At 69.9% G+C, this 19,569-nt stretch carries 19 protein-coding genes; 10 read left to right on the top strand and 9 right to left on the bottom strand.

Annotated features, from left to right (window positions below):
- Positions 1-26: 26 nt before the first annotated feature.
- A complete protein-coding gene (locus ACFU7D_RS19705) occupies positions 27-1,115 on the bottom strand; it encodes a BMP family protein (RefSeq protein WP_378870219.1) in 1,089 nt (362 codons plus the stop codon).
- 179 nt (positions 1,116-1,294) lie between these two features.
- Between ACFU7D_RS19705 and ACFU7D_RS19700 the strand changes: the two genes are divergently transcribed.
- From ACFU7D_RS19700 to ACFU7D_RS19690, 3 genes are all read left to right on the top strand, one after another.
- Positions 1,295-1,708, top strand: coding sequence for a cytidine deaminase (locus tag ACFU7D_RS19700; protein ID WP_378870217.1), 414 nt, complete (start codon positions 1,295-1,297; stop codon positions 1,706-1,708).
- A 17-nt stretch (positions 1,709-1,725) separates the two neighbouring features.
- A complete protein-coding gene (locus tag ACFU7D_RS19695; protein ID WP_378870214.1) occupies positions 1,726-3,009 on the top strand; it encodes a thymidine phosphorylase in 1,284 nt (427 codons plus the stop codon).
- A 163-nt stretch (positions 3,010-3,172) separates the two neighbouring features.
- Positions 3,173-4,216, top strand: coding sequence for a S66 peptidase family protein (locus ACFU7D_RS19690; protein WP_378870211.1), 1,044 nt, complete (start codon positions 3,173-3,175; stop codon positions 4,214-4,216).
- A 7-nt stretch (positions 4,217-4,223) separates the two neighbouring features.
- Here ACFU7D_RS19690 and ACFU7D_RS19685 read toward each other — a convergent pair whose 3' ends face one another.
- Positions 4,224-4,679 carry a MaoC family dehydratase gene (locus ACFU7D_RS19685; protein ID WP_091052783.1) on the bottom strand — a complete coding sequence of 152 codons (456 nt, stop codon included), beginning with the start codon at positions 4,677-4,679 and terminating at the stop codon, positions 4,224-4,226.
- Between the two features lie 35 nt (positions 4,680-4,714).
- Between ACFU7D_RS19685 and ACFU7D_RS19680 the strand changes: the two genes are divergently transcribed.
- On the top strand, positions 4,715-5,794 hold the full coding sequence (locus ACFU7D_RS19680; RefSeq protein ID WP_378870209.1) for an adenosine deaminase: 1,080 nt from the start codon (positions 4,715-4,717) through the stop codon (positions 5,792-5,794).
- Here ACFU7D_RS19680 and ACFU7D_RS19675 read toward each other — a convergent pair.
- Together ACFU7D_RS19675 and deoC are read right to left on the bottom strand one after the other, a co-directional pair.
- Positions 5,769-6,380, bottom strand: coding sequence for a uridine kinase (locus tag ACFU7D_RS19675; RefSeq protein WP_378870207.1), 612 nt, complete (start codon positions 6,378-6,380; stop codon positions 5,769-5,771). The genes ACFU7D_RS19680 and ACFU7D_RS19675 overlap by 26 nt on opposite strands.
- 47 nt (positions 6,381-6,427) lie before the next feature.
- On the bottom strand, positions 6,428-7,096 hold the full coding sequence (deoC, locus tag ACFU7D_RS19670; RefSeq protein ID WP_378870204.1) for a deoxyribose-phosphate aldolase: 669 nt from the start codon (positions 7,094-7,096) through the stop codon (positions 6,428-6,430).
- Between the two features lie 45 nt (positions 7,097-7,141).
- Between deoC and ACFU7D_RS19665 the strand changes: the two genes are divergently transcribed.
- On the top strand, positions 7,142-7,711 hold the full coding sequence (locus ACFU7D_RS19665) for a hypothetical protein (protein WP_378870201.1): 570 nt from the start codon (positions 7,142-7,144) through the stop codon (positions 7,709-7,711).
- Between the two features lie 40 nt (positions 7,712-7,751).
- On the opposite strand, the gene ACFU7D_RS19660 is transcribed toward ACFU7D_RS19665, so the two are convergent.
- The 3 genes from ACFU7D_RS19660 to ACFU7D_RS19650 form a co-directional block, all read right to left on the bottom strand.
- On the bottom strand, positions 7,752-9,401 hold the full coding sequence (locus ACFU7D_RS19660) for a phospho-sugar mutase (protein ID WP_378870198.1): 1,650 nt from the start codon (positions 9,399-9,401) through the stop codon (positions 7,752-7,754).
- 634 nt (positions 9,402-10,035) lie between these two features.
- A complete protein-coding gene (locus ACFU7D_RS19655; protein ID WP_378870195.1) occupies positions 10,036-10,833 on the bottom strand; it encodes a purine-nucleoside phosphorylase in 798 nt (265 codons plus the stop codon).
- 29 nt (positions 10,834-10,862) lie between these two features.
- Positions 10,863-11,315 carry a gamma-glutamylcyclotransferase family protein gene (locus ACFU7D_RS19650; protein ID WP_378727444.1) on the bottom strand — a complete coding sequence of 151 codons (453 nt, stop codon included), beginning with the start codon at positions 11,313-11,315 and terminating at the stop codon, positions 10,863-10,865.
- Positions 11,316-11,387: 72 nt separating this feature from the next.
- Here ACFU7D_RS19650 and lpdA point away from each other — a divergent pair, with 72 nt between their 5' ends.
- Positions 11,388-12,791 (top strand): dihydrolipoyl dehydrogenase, encoded by a 1,404-nt coding sequence (gene lpdA / locus ACFU7D_RS19645; RefSeq protein ID WP_378727443.1) that lies wholly within the window; start codon positions 11,388-11,390, stop codon positions 12,789-12,791.
- Positions 12,792-12,849: 58 nt separating this feature from the next.
- Here the strand turns inward: lpdA and ACFU7D_RS19640 are convergent, their stop codons facing one another.
- Positions 12,850-14,658 (bottom strand): flavin-containing monooxygenase, encoded by a 1,809-nt coding sequence (locus ACFU7D_RS19640; protein ID WP_378870192.1) that lies wholly within the window; start codon positions 14,656-14,658, stop codon positions 12,850-12,852.
- 133 nt (positions 14,659-14,791) lie between these two features.
- On the opposite strand from ACFU7D_RS19640, the gene ACFU7D_RS19635 reads away from it, so the two are divergent.
- Positions 14,792-15,859 carry an SDR family NAD(P)-dependent oxidoreductase gene (locus ACFU7D_RS19635; RefSeq protein WP_378870189.1) on the top strand — a complete coding sequence of 356 codons (1,068 nt, stop codon included), beginning with the start codon at positions 14,792-14,794 and terminating at the stop codon, positions 15,857-15,859.
- 6 nt (positions 15,860-15,865) lie between these two features.
- Here ACFU7D_RS19635 and ACFU7D_RS19630 read toward each other — a convergent pair whose 3' ends face one another.
- Positions 15,866-16,399, bottom strand: coding sequence for a TetR/AcrR family transcriptional regulator (locus ACFU7D_RS19630; protein ID WP_378870186.1), 534 nt, complete (start codon positions 16,397-16,399; stop codon positions 15,866-15,868).
- Positions 16,400-16,519: 120 nt separating this feature from the next.
- On the opposite strand from ACFU7D_RS19630, the gene ACFU7D_RS19625 reads away from it, so the two are divergent.
- The 3 genes from ACFU7D_RS19625 (at position 16,520) to erm (ending at position 19,531) form a co-directional block, all read left to right on the top strand.
- Positions 16,520-17,032, top strand: coding sequence for a DinB family protein (locus tag ACFU7D_RS19625; protein WP_378870183.1), 513 nt, complete (start codon positions 16,520-16,522; stop codon positions 17,030-17,032).
- Between the two features lie 36 nt (positions 17,033-17,068).
- Positions 17,069-18,469, top strand: coding sequence for an NAD(P)H-quinone dehydrogenase (locus tag ACFU7D_RS19620; RefSeq protein WP_378727435.1), 1,401 nt, complete (start codon positions 17,069-17,071; stop codon positions 18,467-18,469).
- A gap of 303 nt (positions 18,470-18,772) precedes the next feature.
- Positions 18,773-19,531 (top strand): 23S ribosomal RNA methyltransferase Erm, encoded by a 759-nt coding sequence (erm, locus tag ACFU7D_RS19615; protein WP_378870180.1) that lies wholly within the window; start codon positions 18,773-18,775, stop codon positions 19,529-19,531.
- The last annotated feature ends 38 nt before the right edge of the window (positions 19,532-19,569 follow it).

The raw sequence follows: 19,569 nt of genomic DNA, 5'->3' as shown, positions 1-19,569 counted from the left end.
CCCTCGCACTGCTCGTGAGAGCTAGATCATTCGGCCAGGTAGGAGTTGACCTTGATCGAGCCGTCCTTGATGCCGGCGGTGACTTCCTCGATCTCGTCGGGGAGGGTCTCGGAGACCTTCGACTCGAAGTTGTGGAACGGCGCCAGGCCGACCCCGTCGTTCTCGAGCGTGCCGACGTACGGCGTCGCGTCGAACTTGTCCTCACCCGCGGCGAGGATGACGTCCGTGGTGGAGGTCTTCATGTTCTTCAGGATGGAGGTGAGCACGACGTCCTGGGTGTTCGGGTCGGTCTCGTAGAAGTCGGCGTCGACACCGATCAGGGCGACGTCCTTGCCGGAGTCGTCGATCGCGGTGAGCGCACCCTGGTAGATCGGGCCGCCGACCGGCAGGATCACATCGGCGTTCTGGTCGATGATCTGGCGGGCGGTGTTGGTGGCCTTCTCGTTGGCCACGAACTCGCCGGTGAAGGAGCCCTTCTCGCCGCCCTCGTAGCCGACGACCTTGACGTCCTTGTTCTTCGTCTTCGCGTAGTACTCGACGCCCTGCTTGAACCCGTCCATGAAGATCGTCACGGTCGGGAACGGCTGGCCGCCGTAGGTGCCGACGACGCCGGTCTTGGTGTAGTCGGCGGCGACGTAGCCGGCCAGGAACGCGGCCTGGGCGGTGTCGTAGAGGATCGGCTTGATGTTCTCCGCGTCCGTCTTGCCGTCGAAGTCGGCGTCGGCCGCGTCGTCGATCAGGACGTACTCGGTCTCGGGGTTGGCCTTGGCGGACTCGATGGTCGCGGCCGAGAGCGCGAAGCCGACGGTGACGATGGTGTCGCAGCCCTGTCCGACCAGGCTCTCCAGGTTGGAGGTGTAGTCGTTGGGGCTGTTGGACTCGACGTCCTTGAACTTCGAGCCGAGCTCGTCGGCGGCTTCCTTCACGCCCTCGAAGCTGAGCTGGTTGAACGACTTGTCGTCGAACCCGCCTTCGTCGGAGACGATGCAGGGAAGGTAGTCGCTGTTGCCCTCCCCAGCGCGCTCGGCCGGCGCCTCTCCGCACGCGGCGAGCGCGGCAGCGGTCAGGACCGCGGCGAAGCCGCCGGCGGCGGCCTTCTTGATGGTGTTCTTCACTGGTGCCTCCAGGTCGTTGCTCCGCGAAGCGCGGCGCAAAGGACATTCATGTCCGAACGTTCTCCCCAAAGACCGAGCATTGCCAGGGATTACGCGAACGGTTACCAACTTTTGATCTCGACGAAGCCTAAGCCTCCTGGCTTGTGCTTGGTTGTCCGGACAGGCTTTAAGGTCGAACCATGACCGAGAAGCAGACGTACGCCACAGAGGGCTTTGACTGGGAAGGCCTGCGCGCGCAGGCGGTCGAGGCCGCAAAACATGCGTACGCGCCCTACTCCGAGTTCCGCGTCGGAGTCGCCGGATACGCGGACGACGGGCGCCTGCTCCAGGGCTGCAACGTGGAGAACGCGGCCTACGGTGTGACGCTGTGCGCCGAGTGCGGCTTGGTCTCCTCGCTGCACATGACCGGCGGCGGCCGCCTCACCCACGTCGTCTGCGTCAACGGCTCCGGCGAGGTCATCATGCCTTGCGGCCGTTGCCGTCAGCTGCTCTGGGAGAACGGCGGCCCGGAGCTGCTGCTGATGACCGTCTCGGGCGTGCGGCCGATGTCCGAGGTCCTTCCGGACGCCTTCGGGCCGGAGGCTCTGGCCTGATGCCTAGGGTGGTACCCATGTCACAGCATGATGCGGTCGAGGTGATCCTCGCCAAGCGCGACGGTGGCGAGCTGAGCGACTCGCAGATCGACTGGATGATCGCGGCCTACACGGCCGGGGAGGTCGCCGAGGAGCAGATGTCGGCGCTCAACATGGCGATCCTGCTCAACGGGATGTCCCGGCGCGAGATCGCGCGGTGGACCGCGGCGATGATCGCCTCGGGGGAGCGGATGTCGTTCTCCTCCCTGGACCGGCCTACCGCCGACAAGCACTCCACCGGCGGCGTGGGCGACAAGATCACGCTGCCGCTGGCGCCCCTGGTCGCGGCGTGCGGGGTGGCGGTGCCGCAGCTGTCCGGCCGCGGGCTCGGTCACACCGGCGGCACGCTCGACAAGCTCGAGTCGATCCCCGGGTGGCGCGCGTCGCTGTCCAACGAGGAGATGCTGGCCCAGCTCGGTTCCGTCGGCGCGGTGATCTGTGCGGCCGGCGAGGGGCTGGCCCCGGCCGACCGCAAGCTCTACGCGCTGCGCGACGTCACCGGCACCGTCGAGTCGATCCCGCTGATCGCCTCCTCGATCATGTCCAAGAAGATCGCCGAGGGCACCGGGGCACTGGTGCTCGACGTCAAGGTCGGCGCCGGGGCGTTCATGAAGACGCTCACCTCCGCGCAAGAGCTGGCGCGCACCATGGTCGACCTCGGGACGGACGCGGGCGTCAACACGGTCGCGCTCGTGACCGACATGGCCACCCCGCTCGGTCTGACCGCCGGCAACGCGATCGAGGTCACCGAGTCGGTCGAGGTCCTGGCCGGCGGCGGGCCCGCCGACGTCGTCGAGCTCACCGTCGCGCTGGCGCGGGAGATGCTGGCCGCGGCCGGTGTGTCCGGCCCGGACCCCGCCGACGTACTCGCCTCCGGCGGGGCCATGGACGCCTGGCGGGCGATGATCTCGGCGCAGGGCGGAGACCCCTCGGCGCCGCTGCCGGTCGCGCGCGAGACCCATGTGGTCACCGCGTCCTCGTCCGGGGTGCTCACCCGGCTCGACGCGATGGCCGTCGGGCTCGCGGCCTGGCGCCTCGGCGCCGGGCGGGAGCGCAAGGAGGACGCCGTCCAGGCCGGGGCCGGCGTCACCTGGCACGCTCGCCCGGGCGACTCGGTCGCTGCCGGGGCGCCGCTGTTCACGCTGCACACCGACACCCCTGAGCGCTTCGACCGCGCGCTCGCCGCGCTGGAGGGTGGCTACGAGATCGGGGACGGGGCTGCGTACGAGGCGACGCCGCTGATCCTCGACCGGATCGGCTAGCCGCCGGTCGAGCGTGTCGAGACCAACACAGTCCCATCGAGCGCGGAGGGCACCGTGTTGGTCTCGACACGGATTCGTTCGTCCCTCACGAATCCGGCTCGACCAGCGGAGGGCGGGCGATAACCAGTCGCCCCGTGGGACAGCCAGAGGCCAGACTTCACCCATGAAGATCGTCAAGCCACCCAAGGCCGTCGCGGGCGACAAGGTCGCGGTCCTGTCACCCTCGTTCGCCGCGCCGGGGGTGGGCCCCGCGATCCACGAGCAGGCCCTGACGCGGTTGACCGAGACGACCGGGCTGGTGCCGGTGGAGTATCCGACGACCCGGAAGGTCGGTGCGCCGCCGCAGGAGCGCGCGGCCGACCTCAATGCCGCGTTCGGCGATCCGGAGATCCGGGCGGTGCTGGCCACCATCGGGGGCGAGGACCAGATCACCGTGATCCCGCACCTCGACGCGGATCTGGTCCGTCAGGACCCGAAGCCGTTCCTCGGCTACAGCGACAACACCAACCTGCTCAACTGGCTGTGGACCAACGGCGTCGCGGCCTTCCACGGCGGCTCGACCCAGGTCCACCTCGGGCCGGGCCCGGGTCTCGACCCGATCCACGAGGCCTCGCTGAAGGCGGCGCTGCTGACCGGCGAGCGACTCGAGATCACCGAGCCCGGGGAGTCCGAGGACATCGGCCACGACTGGAACGACCCGCGCGCGCTGTCCGAGTACGGCGAGCGTGAGGCGACCGAGCCGTGGACCTGGGCCGGGCCGGCCCGCGAGGTGACCGGTCGCACCTGGGGCGGCTGCATCGAGATCCTCCAGTGGGCGCTCACCGCCGGACGCTTCCCGGCCGACCCGGGGGTGGTGGCGGGCGGCGTACTCCTGCTGGAGACCTCCGAGGAGCTCATCCCGGCGCAGGAGTTCGGCTGGATCGCGCGCTCGCTGGGCGAGCGCGGGCTGCTCGAGGCGATCGACGCGGTGATCGTCGCCCGCCCGCCGACCTCCGACTTCGAGCGCCGCCCGAGCGCCGAGGAGCGCGCCACCAAGCGCTCCGAGCAGCGCGACGCGGCGATCGAGACCGTCGCTCGCTACAACCCCGACGCGGTGGTCGTCGTCGGCCCACCGTTCGGGCACACCCGACCGCAGTGGATCGTGCCCTATGGCGGCGAGATGACCGTCGACGGCACGACCCAGCGTCTGTGGGCCGACTACTCCTGAGCGGGGCTCAGGCCTCCAGCAGGAGTACGACCGACTCGGCGACACATGCCGGCTTGGCGGAGCCCTCGATCTCGATCGTGGTCTTCACGACGAGCTGGAGGCCGGTGGGGAGCTCGGTGACCTCGCCGAAGGTGATGACCGGACGGATGCGGGAGCCGACCAGGACCGGGGTGGGGAACCGGACCTTGTTGAGGCCGTAGTTGAGCTTCGCGCCGGGAGTCTCGAGCGAGTAGACACTGACACCGAGGTAGGGGATCAGCGACAGCGTCAGGTAGCCGTGGGCGATGGTGCCCCCGAAGGGACCCTCCTTGGCCCGCTCCTCGTCGACGTGGATCCACTGGTGGTCGCCGGTGGCGTCAGCGAAGGCGTTGACGCGGTCCTGGTCGACCTGGAGCCATTCGCCGGTGCCGATCTCGGTGCCTGCGGCGTCGGAGACTTCTTGGAGAGTGGTGAATGTACGCACCCCCGGAATCTAGCGGCATACGGAATAATGGGCCCATGGAACCGTCCGACATGCAGATCAAGGCCGCCCCGAAGGTGCTGCTCCACGACCACCTCGACGGTGGCGTACGTCCCTCGACACTCGTCGAGCTCGCCGCTGAGGTGGGTCACCAGCTGCCGGAGGGGACCCAGGACGATCCGGTCGCGCTGGAGGAATGGTTCGTGACCAGCGCGGACTCGGGGTCGCTGGAGCGCTACCTCGACACCTTCGCGCACACGCTGGCGGTCATGCAGACGCTGCCCGCGCTGACGAGGGTGGCTCGGGAGTGCGTCGAGGACCTCGCCGAGGACGGCGTCGTCTACGCCGAGGTCCGCTGGGCACCGGAGCTGCACCTGGCCAACGGTGGCGAGCTGGAGGAAGTCGTCGCGGCAGTCCAGACCGGGTTCGACGAGGGCACGGCGAGGGTCGAGGCGAGCGGTCGGAAGATCGTCGTACGCCAGCTGCTCACCGCCATGCGGCAGGCCGCCCATGCCACCGAGATCGCCGATCTCGCGGTCGCCTGGCGCGACCGCGGCGTCGCCGGTTTCGACATCGCGGGACCTGAGAAGGGCTTCCCGCCGAGCCGTTTCCTGGCGGCGTTCGAGCAGCTCGCCGCCGACAACATGCGCTTCACCATCCACGCCGGCGAAGGTTTCGGGCTGCCCTCGATCTGGGAGGCGGTGCACCCCTGCGGCTGCGACCGGCTCGGGCACGGCGTACGCATCGTCGACGACATCACGCTCGAGGAGGGCGAGGCGCCGCGGCTCGGCCGGCTCGCTGCGTACGTCCGGGACCGGCGGATCCCGCTCGAGCTCTGTCCTCGTTCCAACGTGCAGACCGGGGCGGCGAAGTCGATCGCCGAGCACCCGATCGGGTTGCTCTACGACCTCGGGTTCCGAGTCACCATCAACACCGACAACCGACTGATGTCACGGACCTCGATGTCGGCGGAGATGGCCGGCATCGTGGAGGCCTTCGGCTGGGGGCTGCCCGAGCTCCAGCGGCTGACGACCAACGCGATGAAGTCCGCGTTCCTGCCCTACGACGAGCGGGTCGACCTGATCCACGAGATCAAGGACGCGTACGCGGCCCTGTGAGGCGTCCGATGGCGACGTAGCCGTGCTTCGGGTAGACGGCGGTGCAGCCCTTGGCGACCGCGTCCGCGACGACCTGCGGCTGTGCGCGCATCAGCGCCAGGCCCCGCTTGACCAGCACGAACGGTGGTTTGCGGCGCTCGCGGAGATCGCGGGTGAGCCGGCGCCAGAAGGTCACCGTCGGTGAGTGGGTGACGCAGTAGGCGGCGGCCAGCAGGCCCGCCTCGCGGCACTCGGCCACGATGTCCTGGGCGAAGATCCCCTCGGCGACGAAGAAGGGCGCGTCCCCGCGGGTCAGCGACTGCCAGCCGGTGCGGCCGTCGTGGGCGATGTCGTAGACGGGTACGTCGGCGGTTCCCGTCTCGCAGAGCGCCGTGATCGCCTTCATCGCGTCATCGGGATGCCAGGAGTCGGGGTGGTCCCAGTCGACGAGACCGGCGTTGGGGCCCTCGGTGATCCGGGGGAGCGAGGGGTCGGAGCCGTCCTTGTAGAAGTCGTCCAATCTTAGGACCGGGAGGCCCAGCCGCTCGGCCAGGCGGGACTTGCCGGCTCCTGAGGGACCGGCGAGGACGATGACCTGAGCATGCACGGAAGATGATTATCCCGTGAAAGAAACTTTTCTTTCAGTCGGCGACGTCAGTAGCCCGCTGTCGGCGCCGCGCCGGAGAGCAGAGCCCGCGATCCGGACACGCCCAGGCGGGTCGCGCCGGCGGCGATCATGGCCTCGGCCTGCTCCCTGGTGCGGACACCGCCGGACGCCTTGACGCCCAGGTCGGGTCCCACGGTCTTGCGCATGAGCGCGACCGCCTCGACCGTCGCGCCACCGGCCGGATGGAAGCCGGTCGAGGTCTTCACGAAGTCCGCGCCGGCGTTGACGGCGGCCTGACAGACGCCCACGATCTCGTCGTCGGCCAGCGCGGCGGACTCGATGATCACCTTCAGCACCGTCGGGGCCGGAGCCGCGGCACGCACGGCGGCGATGTCGGCCTCCACGTCGGCGTAGCGCTTCTCCTTCGCGGCACCGATGTCGATCACCATGTCGATCTCGTCGGCGCCGGCCTCGACCGCGGCCGCGGCCTCGGCGGCCTTGACCGTGGACAGGTGCTTGCCGCTGGGGAAGCCGCAGACCACGGCGACCTTCAGGCCGTCCGGGACCGTGACCGGGAGCATCGACGGCGAGACGCACACCGAGTAGGTGCCGAGCTCGGCGGCCTCAGCGATCAGCGCGTCGACGTCGGCGCGGGTCGCCTCGGGCTTGAGGAGGGTGTGATCGATCAGCTTCGCGATCTCTGCGGGGGTAGGCACAGGCTCAGCATATGCATCTACCTCGCGAAGGCTAAGGTTTGCGCCGTGAACGAAGATCAGCCCGAGGAGTGGTTCCGCAACTCCAGCAGCACCACGTGGGGACTCCTTGCGGCAGGGGGCGCGGTCGCGGTCATCGTGATCGATGCCGTCACCGGCTGGCACCCCGAGACGACGGCCGGCGGGGTGCTCTTCGCGCTGGTCGCGTACGCCGCGTTCATCCGCACCAAGGTCGGGGTCAGCGAGGGCGACTTCGTGCTCCACCACCTGTTCTCGACGGTGCGCTTCCCGATGGCCGCTCTGGAGAGCGTCTCGGTCGGCCGCACCCTCGGCGCCTACGCGGGCGGCCGCACCTACGTCAGCGGCGCCGTCGGGCGTCCGATGCGGGAGGCGATCAAGGGCACCAAGCGCGACCACAAGCCGCTGAGCAACCACGCCGACTTCATCGAGGACCGGCTCAACGCGCTGGCCCAGGATGCCCGCGACCGGCGCCGGATCAAGCGCGACTCCGACGAGCAGTTCGCCCTCGCCGAGGACGTACGCCGCAGCTGGGACTGGCCGCTGATCGTGGTCACCGGCGTCGTGGCCGTCGCCTTCGTGGTCCTGCTCCTGGTCTGACGACGCCGGTCTGACAACGCCGGTCGAGCCAGCCGGGAGGCTAGACGCCGAGGGCGGCGCGGATGTCGACCTTGAGCGCGCCGAGGGCGATCTCGGCGTCCGTACGGGCCTGCGTCAGCGCCTCCGGCGAGCCGACCGGCTCGACGACCTCGAGGTAGCACTTGATCTTGGGCTCGGTGCCGCTCGGCCGCACGATCACGCGTGACCCGCCGGCCAGCTGATAGCGGATCCCGTCGGTCGGCGGCAGACCGCCGATACCGGTCGTGAGGTCGTCGAGCTGCTGCACGGCGGCCCCGGCCAGGGCGGTCACCGGCCGGTCACGGAGACGCTGCATCGCGCCCGCGATCTGAGCCGGGTCCTCGAGCCGGATGGAGAGCTGGGTGGTGGCGTGCAGGCCGTGCTCGACCGCGAGCTCGTCGAGCAGGTCGGCCAGGTCACGACCCTCCGCCTTCAGCGACGCGGCCAGCTCGCACAGGAGCAGCAGCGCCGAGATGCCGTCCTTGTCGCGTACGTGCTCGGGGTCGACGCAGTAGCCCAGCGCCTCCTCGTAGCCGAACGCGAGCCCGGGTGCGCGGGAGATCCACTTGAAGCCGGTGAGCGTCTCGGCGTACGCCTGCCCGGCGGCCGCGGCGATCTTGCCGAGCAACGACGAGGAGACGATCGAGGAGGCGTACGTCCCCTTCACGCCCTTGCGGATCAGGTGGGTCGCCAGCAGCGCGCCGACCTCGTCACCGGACAGCATCCGCCACTTCTTGCCGACCGGGATGGCGGCGGCGCAGCGGTCGGCGTCGGGGTCGTTGGCGATGACCAGATCGGCGCCCTTCTTGCTCGCCAGCGCCATCGCCCGGTCCATCGCGCCGGGTTCCTCGGGGTTGGGGAAGGCGACGGTCGGGAAGTCGGGGTCGGGCCGCTCCTGCTCCTTGACCACGAACGGCTCGGGGAAACCGGCGAACTTCATCGCCAGGTGCACCAGGTCGCCGCCGACACCGTGCAGCGGCGTGTAGACGGTCTCGAGGTCGCGCGGGCCGCCTTCGGCGAGGAGCCCGACGACCGTGTCGAGATAGCTGTCGACGAGGTCCTCGCTGATCGTCTGGCCGGCCGGACCCTGCGGGACCGAGCTCACCTTGTCGACCGCCGCGATCCGCTTCGCGATCTCGACGTCGGCCGGCGGCACGATCTGCGACCCGTCACCGAGGTAGACCTTGTAGCCGTTGTCCTGCGGCGGGTTGTGGCTGGCCGTCACCATCACACCGGCGCTTGCGTCCAGCGCCTTGACGGCGTACGCCAGCACCGGGGTCGGCAGCGAGCGCGGCATCACCAACGCGTGGAGGCCCGCTCCGGTCATCACCTGGGCAGTGTCCTGTGCGAAGACGTCGGAGTTGTGCCGGGCGTCGTAGCCGATCACCACCGGACCCTGCGCGCCGGTCGCGAGCAGGTAACGCGCCAGCCCCGCGGCGGCCTTGATCACGACCACCCGGTTCATCCGGTTGGGCCCGGCTCCGAGCGCGCCCCGCAGCCCGGCGGTGCCGAACTGCAGCATGCCCGAGAACCTGTCGGCCAGCTCGGCCGTCGCCTCCGGAGCGGTGGAGGTCAGGAGGCTCTCGAGCTCTGCTCGGGTCTGTGCATCCGGGTCATCGGCAAGCCATTCCCGGGCCCGGACGACGAGCGCAGATCGATCTGTGGGGACCATGATCTGACCCTAGGTCATCGGGTGCCGGAAGATCGAAGATCAGGCACCGGGTCGGTTGGGCCGCGGTGATTTGGCCTTGTTCGGACTGTGTTTTGGTGGCTGGTGTTTGCCGCCGACCCTTTCTTGGAGGGTCTTCTCGGCGGCGTCCGGAGTAAAGGACGGCCTTCGGCCGCCGGCTTCGCCGGCCGCTTCGCGGTCCTTGACACCGGCCGTCGCCGAGAAAGATTTGGCTGGTTATCGGGCCGGCGGCAGGGGTTTGGTGCGGGAGATTGGGTTGGGCACGCGCTTGGGAAGGGTGGCTGGCCTGTGTGGTGAACGAATTTTCGTTCGGGCTCGGACACCCCTCGCCGGAGGGGCCGGGTTGGAGGTGAAAGAGAATTTTCTTTCACCCCGGAATCGGCTACCTCCGGAGGAGCCAGCACCTAGCGACCACACCCGGGCCGCCGCCCCGATAGCCAGCCAAATCTTTCTCGACATGGTCCGGTGTCAAGGATCGCCGAAGGCGACCGGCGCAGCCGGCGGCCGTAGGCCGTCCTTTACTCCGGGGCAGGTCGAGAAACACTCGAGATCGGGTCGGCGGCCCAGACCAACCCCGAAGAACGATCCCGCGGCAAGCGACGAACCAAGCGGTGACTCAGATCTTGGGCAACAGATCGCCGAGAAGCGCGCCCATCCGGGTCGCGGCGTTCCGGCCGGCCTCGAGGACCTCGGCGTGATCGAGCGGCTGGTCAGAGATGCCGGCGGCGAGGTTGGTGACGAGCGAGATCCCGAGGATCTCCATCCCCGCCTCGCGGGCCGCGATCGCCTCGAGGGTGGTCGACATGCCGACCAGGTCACCGCCGATGATGCCGGCCATCTTCACCTCGGCCGGGGTCTCGTAGTGGGGACCGGGGAACTGGACGTACACGCCCTCGTCCAGGGAGGAGTCGACCTGCTTCGCCAGCCCTCGCAGGCGCGAGGAGTAGAGGTCGGTGAGGTCGACGAAGTTGGCGCCGACCAGCGGAGAGGTGGCGGTGAGGTTGATGTGGTCCTTGATCAGGACCGGGGTGCCCGGCGACCAGGACGGGTTGAGCCCGCCGCAGCCGTTGGTGAGCACCATCGTCGAGCAGCCGGCCGCGGCCGCCGTGCGGATCGGGTGCACGACCGCGGCGACGCCCTTGCCCTCGTAGTAGTGCGTACGGCTGAGGAAGACCAGCAGGTTGCGACCGCTCGCCGACCGGATCGAGCGGATCTTGCCGCTGTGACCGGCGACCGCGGCGGCGCTGAAGCCGGGCAGGTCGGTGGTGGCGATCTCGGTGTAGTCCTCGCCGAGCGCGTCGGCTGCGGGCAGCCAGCCCGAGCCCAGCACCAGCGCGATGTCGTGCTTCTCGACGCCGGTCTTCTCCGCGAGAGCGGAGGCGGCTTCCTTGGCGAGTTCGTAAGGCGTGGTCACTCGCTGAGTTTAGACCTGACCGGACCGGCTCAGTCGTTGGACCGGCAGGGCCGCGTACGTATCGCGTGCACGTAGTCGGCCGGCGCCCCGGCCGCCTCGGCGGCGTCGGCCAGCGCGCCCAGCTGGCGGGCGTCCGGGATGCCACCCTCGTACGTGTCCAGGACGTAGGTCTCGCAGAGGAGATCCTCGGCGAGAGCGGAGATCCGCACCTTGGTCTTGAAGTAGAGGCCGATGTCGGCCAGTTCCCACTTCTCCAGCGCTTCCATGTCTTGGTCCACGACGTCGTAGACCGCGACGAAGACCTGCTCGAACGGGTCCTGGACGATCGTGGCCGTCGGTCCGTCGCCGAGCACGTTGTCCTCGCCCCCGAAGGTGAGCCGCCAACCGCCCAGCCACCCGGTCGTACGCAACGGCGAATGCGGGCACCGCTCGCTCATCAACGCCGGGTCGAGATTGACGCCATAGGCCGCGTAGAGAGTCACAGGTCACGAGGTTACCGCCCAGTCCTCACCCGCTTGGGATCTATCTGGTATTGCCGGACTACCCTTGACCGCGTGACCCACTTTGATGTTCTCGTCCTCGGCGCTGGCCCTGGTGGCTACGTCGCCGCCATCCGTGCCGCTCAGCTCGGCAAGTCCGTCGCCGTCGTCGAAGAGAAGTACTGGGGCGGTGTCTGTCTCAACGTCGGGTGCATCCCGTCCAAGGCGCTGCTGAAGAACGCGGAGCTGGCCCACACGCTGAACGACCCGAAGGAGAAGCAGAAGTTCGGGATCGTCGGTGACGCCCACCTCGAGTTCTCCACGACCCACGCGCGCTCCCGCCAGGTGAGCGCCGGGATCGTCAAGGGCGTCCACTTCCTGATGAAGAAGAACAAGATCACCGAGATCGACGGCTGGGGCACGCTGACCGGTCCGAAGTCGATCACGGTCGCGAAGGACGGTGCGAACACCGACTACACCTTCGACAACCTGATCATCGCCACCGGCGCCACGGTCCGCAGCGTCCCGGGCGTCGTGCCGAACGGCCAGAACATCGTCACCTACGAGGAGCAGATCCTCGACGCCAACCTGCCGAAGTCCATCGTGATCGGCGGCTCCGGCGCGATCGGTGTGGAGTTCGCGTACGTCCTGAAGAACTTCGGTGTCGACGTCACCATCGTCGAGTTCCTCGACCGGATGGTGCCCACTGAGGACGCCGAGGTGTCCAAGGAGCTGGCGAAGCACTACAAGAAGCTGGGCGTCAACGTGCTCACCTCGACCGCCGTCAAGGGCGTCGAGGACACCGGCTCGGGCGTCAAGGTGACCGTCGCGCCGGCCGCCGGGGGCGAAGAGACCGTCATCGAGGCCGACAAGTTCCTGGCCGCCTTCGGCTTCGCGCCGCGGGTGGAGGGCTACGGCCTCGAGAACGTCGGCATCGAGCTGACCGACCGCAAGGCCATCGCGATCGACGGCCGCGGCCGCACCAACGTCGAGAACGTGTACGCCATCGGTGACTGCACCGGGAAGTTCATGCTCGCCCACGTGGCCGAGGCCATGGGCATCGTCGCCGCCGAGACCATCGCCGGGGCCGAGACCATGGAGATCAACTTCGACATGGTGCCGCGGGCGACCTACTGCCAGCCTCAGATCGCCTCCTTCGGCTACTCCGAGGAGCAGGCCAAGGAGAAGGGCTACGACGTCAAGACGGCGAAGTTCCCGTTCTCGGCCAACGGCAAGGCGATGGGGTTGGGCGACGCGGTCGGCTTCGTGAAGATCGTCGCCGACGCCGAGCACAACGAGCTCCTCGGCGCCCACCTGATCGGTCCCGACGTCACCGAGCAGCTCCCGGCGCTGACCCTCGCGCAGCAGTGGGACCTCACCGCCGACGAGATCGGGCGCAACATCTTCGCGCACCCGACCCTCTCCGAGGCCGTCAAGGAGGCCATCCACGGCATCGCGGGTCACATGATCAACCTCTGATCCGACGTACGAGGCCCGGGTCCGCAGCTGCGGGTCCGGGCCTCGTCGCGTCTCCGGGTCAGGCGCGGGAGCCGAGCGCCTCGTCGACGGAGGTCTCGCGCCAGACGCGGAGCTCCTCGTGGAAGGCGACGGCGGAGCCGGGGTAGCCAGTGGGGACGTCGGGGCGACCCCTGCCCTCGGCGTTGTAGTAGCCCGGCGTGCACTCGGCGTGGAACCACGCGTGCTGCGGGGCGCCCTCGGCGAGTCGGCGGGCCCAGGCGTCCTCGGCCTCGCGGGACGGCTCGACGAGAGCGCCGCGGGTCTCGGCGGCGGCGATGAGAGCCGCGGCGTGGACGGCCTGCTCGTCGAGGATGTGGCTGAAGTTCACGCTGTTGGCGTTGTGGAGCGAGCCCATCTTGAGGAGGTTGGGGAAGCCGTGGGACGCGAAGCCGTGGAGGCTGCGCGGCCCTTCGGTCGCCCAGGCGTGGAGGAGCTGGAGCCCGCCGCGACCGGTCACCGGCAGCCTGCCCGAGGTGATCCCCGAGACGCCGACGGAGAACCCGGTCGCGAAGACCAGAGCGTCGATCTCGTACTCGACCCCGCCCACGACCACGCCGCGCTCGGTCATCCGCTCGATGCCGTGGGAGTCGGCGGTGTCGACGAGGGTGACGTTGTCGCGGTTGAACGCCGGCAGATACGTGTCGGAGAACGTCGGCCGCTTGCAGGCATAGCGATACCAGGGCTGGAGCGCCGACGCGGTCCCCGGATCCTCGACGATCTCGGTGACGCGGGCGCGGATCCGTTCCATCGTGGCGTGGTCGAGGTCCTCGTACGCGGCCTCGAAGCTCGGCTCGAAGTCGCGGCGGAAGCTGGGCAGCAGCTTCTCGAGCAGGGCCGCGGACTCGGTCCAGGCGTCGTCGACGAGATCCTCGTCGACGCCCGGGACGGCCTCGCCGGAGACGAGCCGCAGGAAGTTCTCGCGGCGCTCGGTGGCCCAGCCCGGGCGGTCCGCGCCGAGGTCGGCGGCGGTGAGCGGGCGCTGGCCGCGTACGCCGACCGTGGAGGGCGTGCGCTGGAAGACGTAGAGGTGCTCGGCGTCCTCGGCGAGCTTCGGCACCGCCTGGATGCCGGTCGCACCGGTGCCCACGATGCCGACCTTCCGGTCGGCGAGGCCGGTCATGCCGCCCTCGGGGGTGCCGCCGGTGTAGCCGTAGTCCCAGCGCGAGGTGTGGAAGGTGTGACCCGTGAACGACTCGATCCCGGGGATGCCGGGCAGCTTCGGCTCGGTCAGCGTGCCGGTCGCCGTGATGACGTACGTCGCTCGGAACTCGTCGCCGCGGTCGGTGGTCACCAGCCAGCGCTGGTCGGCGTCGTCCCAGGTCAGCGAGGTCACGGCGGTCGAGAAGAGCGCGCCCTCGTAGAGGTCGAACTTCTCGGCGATGCGCACGGCGTGCTGTCGGATCTCCTCGCCGGGGGCGTACTTCCATCGCGGGACGTACCCGGTCTCCTCGAGCAGCGGCAGGTAGACGGCCGCGTCGATGTCGCAGTGGATGCCGGGGTAGCGGTTCCAGTACCAGGTGCCGCCGAAGTCGCCGCCCTTCTCGACCACGCGCACCGATCCGATGCCCTGCTGGCGCAGCCGCGCGCCGGCGAGGATGCCGCCGAAGCCACCGCCGACGACCGCGACATCGACCACGTCACGGACCGGCTCGCGTTCGGCGCGCGCGGTGTAGGGGTCCTCGGCGAAGTAGCCGAACTCGGCCGCGGCCGGCCGATACTGCGCGGTCCCGTCGGGACGCACCCGGCGCTCGCGCTCGGCGGTGTAGCGCTCGCTGATCTCGACGGCGCGCTCGTGGGTGACCGGGTTCTGGCAGCGCGGCAGGGTCATGGCGCGGCTCCTCTCGTGGGGTGGGAGCCCGGAGCGCCGGCGAGGGTCGCGAAGTGCCCCGAGCGGCAGTTCGGGGCTACGATAGCCGAAACGGACAAGCGTGTCCGGATCGCTCCGACGAAAGGCCGCCGCCATGTCGACCCTCACCCCCTCCTCGCCCGTACGCAGCTTCCTGGCCCATCCGGTGGCCGGGAGAGTCCTGCGCGGCATCATCGCGGCCGGCGGCGGCACCGAGGAGGCGCTCGCGCCGGCGCTCGGGCTGCCGCTGGACAAGCTCGTCGAGATGTCCGGTGGCAGGTTCCCGGCCGAGGTCGTCGGGCTGCTGGTCGGTGTCGCCGAGACCGGCGTGATCCCGGAGGGGGTGCCGACGGTCGAGGCCGCTCCGGCTGTCGCGGCCGCGGGGCCGGCCGTCGACCTGGGGGTCGAGATCGGCTCGCCCCAGCCCTGGGCCGAGGTGCTCACCGGTGGCCGATTCGCGGGTCAGACGGTGGTCGTCACCGGGGCCGCGGGTGGGATCGGGAAGGCGGTCGCGGCCCGGATCGTCGGCGAGGGCGGACGGGTGGTCGGCATCGACGTCTCGGCCGAGAAACTGTCGGCGACCGCGGCCGAGCTCGGGGCGGGCTTCAGCGCGCTGGCCGCGGACATCACCGCGCCCGAGACCGCGGCGGCCGTCCTGGCCGCGGCCGGAGAGCGGGTTGACGCGCTGGCCAACGTGGCCGGCGTGATGGACGACGACGCCGCGCCGCACGAGATCGACGACACGATCTGGGCGCGCTGCCTCTCGGTCAACGTCGACGGGCCGATGCGGCTGATGCGCGCGGTGCTGCCCGGGATGCTCGCCGCGGGCGAGGGTCGGATCGTCAACGTCGTCTCCGAGGCAGGACTCCGCGGCTCGGCGGCCGGTGCTGCGTACACGACCTCGAAGCACGCCCTCGTCGGTCTGACGAAGTCGGCGGCGTTCCAGTATGCGGGGACCGGGGTGCGCATCAACGCGCTCGCTCCCGGCGCGGTCGCGACCGGCATCCACGTGCCCGAGGGCGCGCCCTACGGCTCGTCCCGGACGGCCGGGATGCGCGTCGCGATCCCGGGGATCGCCACCGCCGAGGAGCTCGCCGCGTCGATCACCTTCCTGCTCTCGCGCGACTCGGTGAACATCAACGGGGCCGTGGTCGCCTCCGACGGCGGCTGGTCGGCGGCCTGAACCCGGCTAGACGCCGGGCGCGACCGAGCCGATCTCGATCCCGAGCAGCCCCCACGCCCGGCGGGCGGTGGTCTCGCGCGCCTCCGGCGTCGGGCCGTGGACCCCGCCGGAGACCATCGCGACGGCGAGCATGAGGTCATCGGTGCTGTAGGCCCCCTTCGGGAGCCCGTCGACGGCGGTGCGCACGCGGTCGGCCAGGAAGAGGGAGGACTCCTCGCCGCCGTAACGTATGATGCCGAGGAAGGCGGTCGAGTGGATCATCTGCCAGGTGACGACGCCGAGCACGTCGGCCAGCGTGGCTTCCGGGCGGGCCGCGACCTGCTCGATGTCGCGTACGTTCTCCTCCAGCACCGCCGTGGCCAGGGCGAGACGGTCGGGGAAGTGCCGGTAGAGGGTGCCCTGGCCGACGCCGGCGCGCTTGGCGACCGCCGACATCGGCGCGTCGAGACCCTGCTCGGCGAGCACCTCGCGGGCGGCGGTGACCAGGAGGTCACGGTTGCGGACCGCGTCGCTGCGGGTCGGGTTCGCGGGGCTCGTCATCCCAGCAGGGTAATGGTCCTCGAATCTTTTCGGGTGCCCGCCGAATACGGACAGAAACTGACCTGAAGGGCTCATAGCGTTGGAGGTGTCAGAGGGAAACACCACCAAGGAGTCCATGTCATGAACGCAACCGCCACCTCGTCCCGCGAGCGCACCGACCTGCTCGAGACCCTGGCGAAGCACCGCGGCTTCCTCCGCTTCACCGTCCGCAACCTGACCGACGAGCAGGCGCGGATCACCCCGACCGCCTCCGTCCTCAGTCTCGGCGGTCTGGTCAAGCACGTCGCCTCCGTCGAGCGCGGCTGGGCCGACTTCATCGTCCGCGGAGCGGTCGCGCAGGAGCTCACTCCCGAGAAGTACGCCGAGTTCGCCGCCGACTTCGTGCTCGCCGAGCACGAGACGCTCGAAGGTGTCCTCAAGGCGTACGACGACGTGGCCGCCGCCACCGACGAGCTGATCCGGACCGTCGACCTCGACGCGGACCATGCCCTCCCCGAGGCCCCCTGGTTCGAGGCCTCTGCCCGGTGGTCCAACCGCCGCGCCATCGCCCACATCCTGGCCGAGACGGCCCAGCACGCCGGCCACGCCGACATCATCCGGGAGACCATCGACGGTCAGAAGACGATGGGCTGACTCTGCCGCTCCAGACCGCGTGGAAGAATGCGGCCCATGGCGCGGGTGACGATCATTGGTGGGGGTCCTGGCGGATACGAGGCGGCGCTGGTCGCGCAGCAGCTCGGGGCGGAGGTCACGGTCGTCGACCGTGACGGCCTCGGCGGCAGCGCGGTGCTCACCGACTGCGTGCCGAGCAAGACCCTGATCGCCACCTCCGAGCTGATGTCGGACATGACGCTCGCCCGCGACCTGGGCATCAACTTCCGCGACCACCACGGCGACCCGGCCACCGAGCTCTACGCAGACCTCGGTCTGGTCAACAAGCGGGTGAAGTCGCTCGCGCTCGCGCAGTCGAGCGACATCGAGAGCCGGTTGACCCGCCGCGGGATCCGCATCGTCAAGGGCACCGGGCGCATCGACGCCGACAAGCGTCAGGTGATCGCGACCCGGGCCCAGGACGGCACCGAGGAGGCGATCGAGAACGACGCGGTCCTGATCGCCACCGGCGCCCGGCCGCGGGTGCTGCCCACCGCCCAGCCCGACGGCGAGCGGATCCTGACCTGGGAGCAGGTCTACGACCTCGACGAGCTGCCCTCGCACATGATCGTCGTGGGCTCGGGTGTCACGGGTGTGGAGTTCGCCAACGCCTACCTCAACCTCGGCGCCCAGGTCACCCTGGTCTCCTCGCGCGACCGTGTCCTCCCCGGTGAGGACGCGGACGCGGCGACGGTCCTCCAGGACGTACTCGAGCGGCAGGGGATGAACATCCTCAGCAAGTCGCGGATGGAGTCGGTGACCCGTTCGGGCGACGTCGTCACCGTCAGGCTGACCGATGGCCGCGAGGTCACCGGCAGTCACTGCATCCTCGCGCTCGGCTCGATCCCCAACACCGAGGGCCTCGGCCTCGAGGAGGCCGGCATCGAGCTCGACGAGGGCGGGTTCATCCGCACCGACAAGGTCTCGCGCAGCTCCGCCTACGGCGTGTACGCAGCCGGCGACTGCACCGGTGGCTTCATGCTCGCCTCGACGGCCGCCATGGCCGGCCGGATCGCGATGCGCCACTTCCTCGGCGACGCGGTCATCCCGATGGACCTCAAGGAGGTCGCGGCCAACGTCTTCACCTCGCCGGAGATCGCCACCGTGGGCTACTCGCAGGCGCAGGTCGACTCCGGCGAGGTCGTCGCCGACACCCTCCGCCTCGACCTCAAGGGCAACCCGCGGGCGAAGATGCAGGGCATCTCCGACGGCTTCGTGAAGCTCATCTCCCGCCCCGGCACCGGCGTCGTCATCGGCGGCGTCGTCGTCGGCCCCCGCGCCTCCGAGCTGATCCACCCGATCACCCTCGCCGTCTCCACCGGGCTCACCGTCGACCAGATCGCCAACACCTTCACGGTCTACCCGTCGATCTCGGGTTCCACCGCCGAGGCCGCCCGCCGCCTCCACCACGTCGAGTAGGCACCCACGTCGGCCGAGACGTCACCTACGTCGGTCGAGATGGCAAGAAGATGCCACCTCGAACGACCGAAGTGACGCCTCGGCATGGTGTTTAAACCGTGTGCGCGCACAGCTGCTGCTTCGCTAGCGTGAGCGCCATGGGTAACTGCTGCATGACGATGATCGTTCGGATCCGCCGCCGCTGACCGGCGCGGATCTCACAGACAAACTCGTCGCATTCGCGCCGCCACCTGGCACCCTGCCGGGCGGCTCTCGAGTGCTACCCGCATGCCGCCCGGCTCCTTCGTCTCTCGAGGAGCATCCATGTCCGACGTACGCCCTGGCCGGCACGAGCTCGGCCAGAACTTTCTCACCGACAGGTCGGTACTCGACCGGATCGTCCATCTCGTCTCGCAGCGGCGGGGTCCGCTGGTCGAGTGGGGCACCGGAAACGGTGCCGTCACCCTGGCGCTGGCCGAGCTGGGCCGTCCGCTGGAGGGGGTCGAGATCGACTCCCTCCGGGCCGCCGAACTGCGCCGACGAACCGGTACGCACGTGTGCATCGCCGAGGGCGACATCCTGCGTCACGCGCCACCGCAGGGCGCGGTCGTCGTCTCCAACGTCCCGTTCCACCTGACCACACCGATCCTGCGCCACCTGCTCGCCTCGACGACGTGGCGCCATGCCGTACTCCTCACCCAGTGGGAGGTCGCCCGCAAGCGCGCGGGCGTCGGCGGCACGACCCAGCTCACCGCGCAGTGGTGGCCGTGGTTCACCTTCACCCTCGACCGGCGCGTCCCGTCGACCGCGTTCCGGCCGCGGCCGAACGTCGACGGCGGACTGCTGCTCATCGACCGGCGGCCCGCTCCGTTGCTGCCGGAGGGGGACCTGCGCGACTTCCAGTCGTGGGTGGCGAAGGTCTTCAGCAGCCGAGGCCGCGGGGTCGCCGAGATCCTGCGCCGCAACGGCGTCCCGGCTCGGCTCGCCGATCAGATCGCCCGGCGACGCCGACGATCCCAGGCGCCCGTGCTGCCGCGGGATCTGCGTGCGGAGGACTGGGTCGAGGCGTACGCGGCGCTCTGATCCTTCGTCAAGGTATGCAGCCGAAGGCACACATCCCC

Origin of the sequence: Nocardioides sp. NPDC057577 (assembly GCF_042801335.1) — a bacterium.
GTDB lineage: Bacteria > Actinomycetota > Actinomycetes > Propionibacteriales > Nocardioidaceae > Nocardioides.
This window is presented reverse-complemented; position numbering and strand designations above follow the sequence as displayed.

Coding starts and splice junctions, on each gene's coding strand:
- ACFU7D_RS19700 (WP_378870217.1), top strand. CDS start 1,295: ATGACCGAGAAGCAGACGTACGCCACAGAGGGCTTTGACTGGGAAGGC.
- ACFU7D_RS19695 (WP_378870214.1), top strand. CDS start 1,726: ATGTCACAGCATGATGCGGTCGAGGTGATCCTCGCCAAGCGCGACGGT.
- ACFU7D_RS19690 (WP_378870211.1), top strand. CDS start 3,173: ATGAAGATCGTCAAGCCACCCAAGGCCGTCGCGGGCGACAAGGTCGCG.
- ACFU7D_RS19680 (WP_378870209.1), top strand. CDS start 4,715: ATGGAACCGTCCGACATGCAGATCAAGGCCGCCCCGAAGGTGCTGCTC.
- ACFU7D_RS19660 (WP_378870198.1), bottom strand. CDS start 9,401: ATGGTCCCCACAGATCGATCTGCGCTCGTCGTCCGGGCCCGGGAATGG.
- ACFU7D_RS19640 (WP_378870192.1), bottom strand. CDS start 14,658: ATGACCCTGCCGCGCTGCCAGAACCCGGTCACCCACGAGCGCGCCGTC.
- ACFU7D_RS19635 (WP_378870189.1), top strand. CDS start 14,792: ATGTCGACCCTCACCCCCTCCTCGCCCGTACGCAGCTTCCTGGCCCAT.
- ACFU7D_RS19630 (WP_378870186.1), bottom strand. CDS start 16,399: ATGACGAGCCCCGCGAACCCGACCCGCAGCGACGCGGTCCGCAACCGT.
- ACFU7D_RS19625 (WP_378870183.1), top strand. CDS start 16,520: ATGAACGCAACCGCCACCTCGTCCCGCGAGCGCACCGACCTGCTCGAG.
- ACFU7D_RS19620 (WP_378727435.1), top strand. CDS start 17,069: ATGGCGCGGGTGACGATCATTGGTGGGGGTCCTGGCGGATACGAGGCG.
- erm (WP_378870180.1), top strand. CDS start 18,773: ATGTCCGACGTACGCCCTGGCCGGCACGAGCTCGGCCAGAACTTTCTC.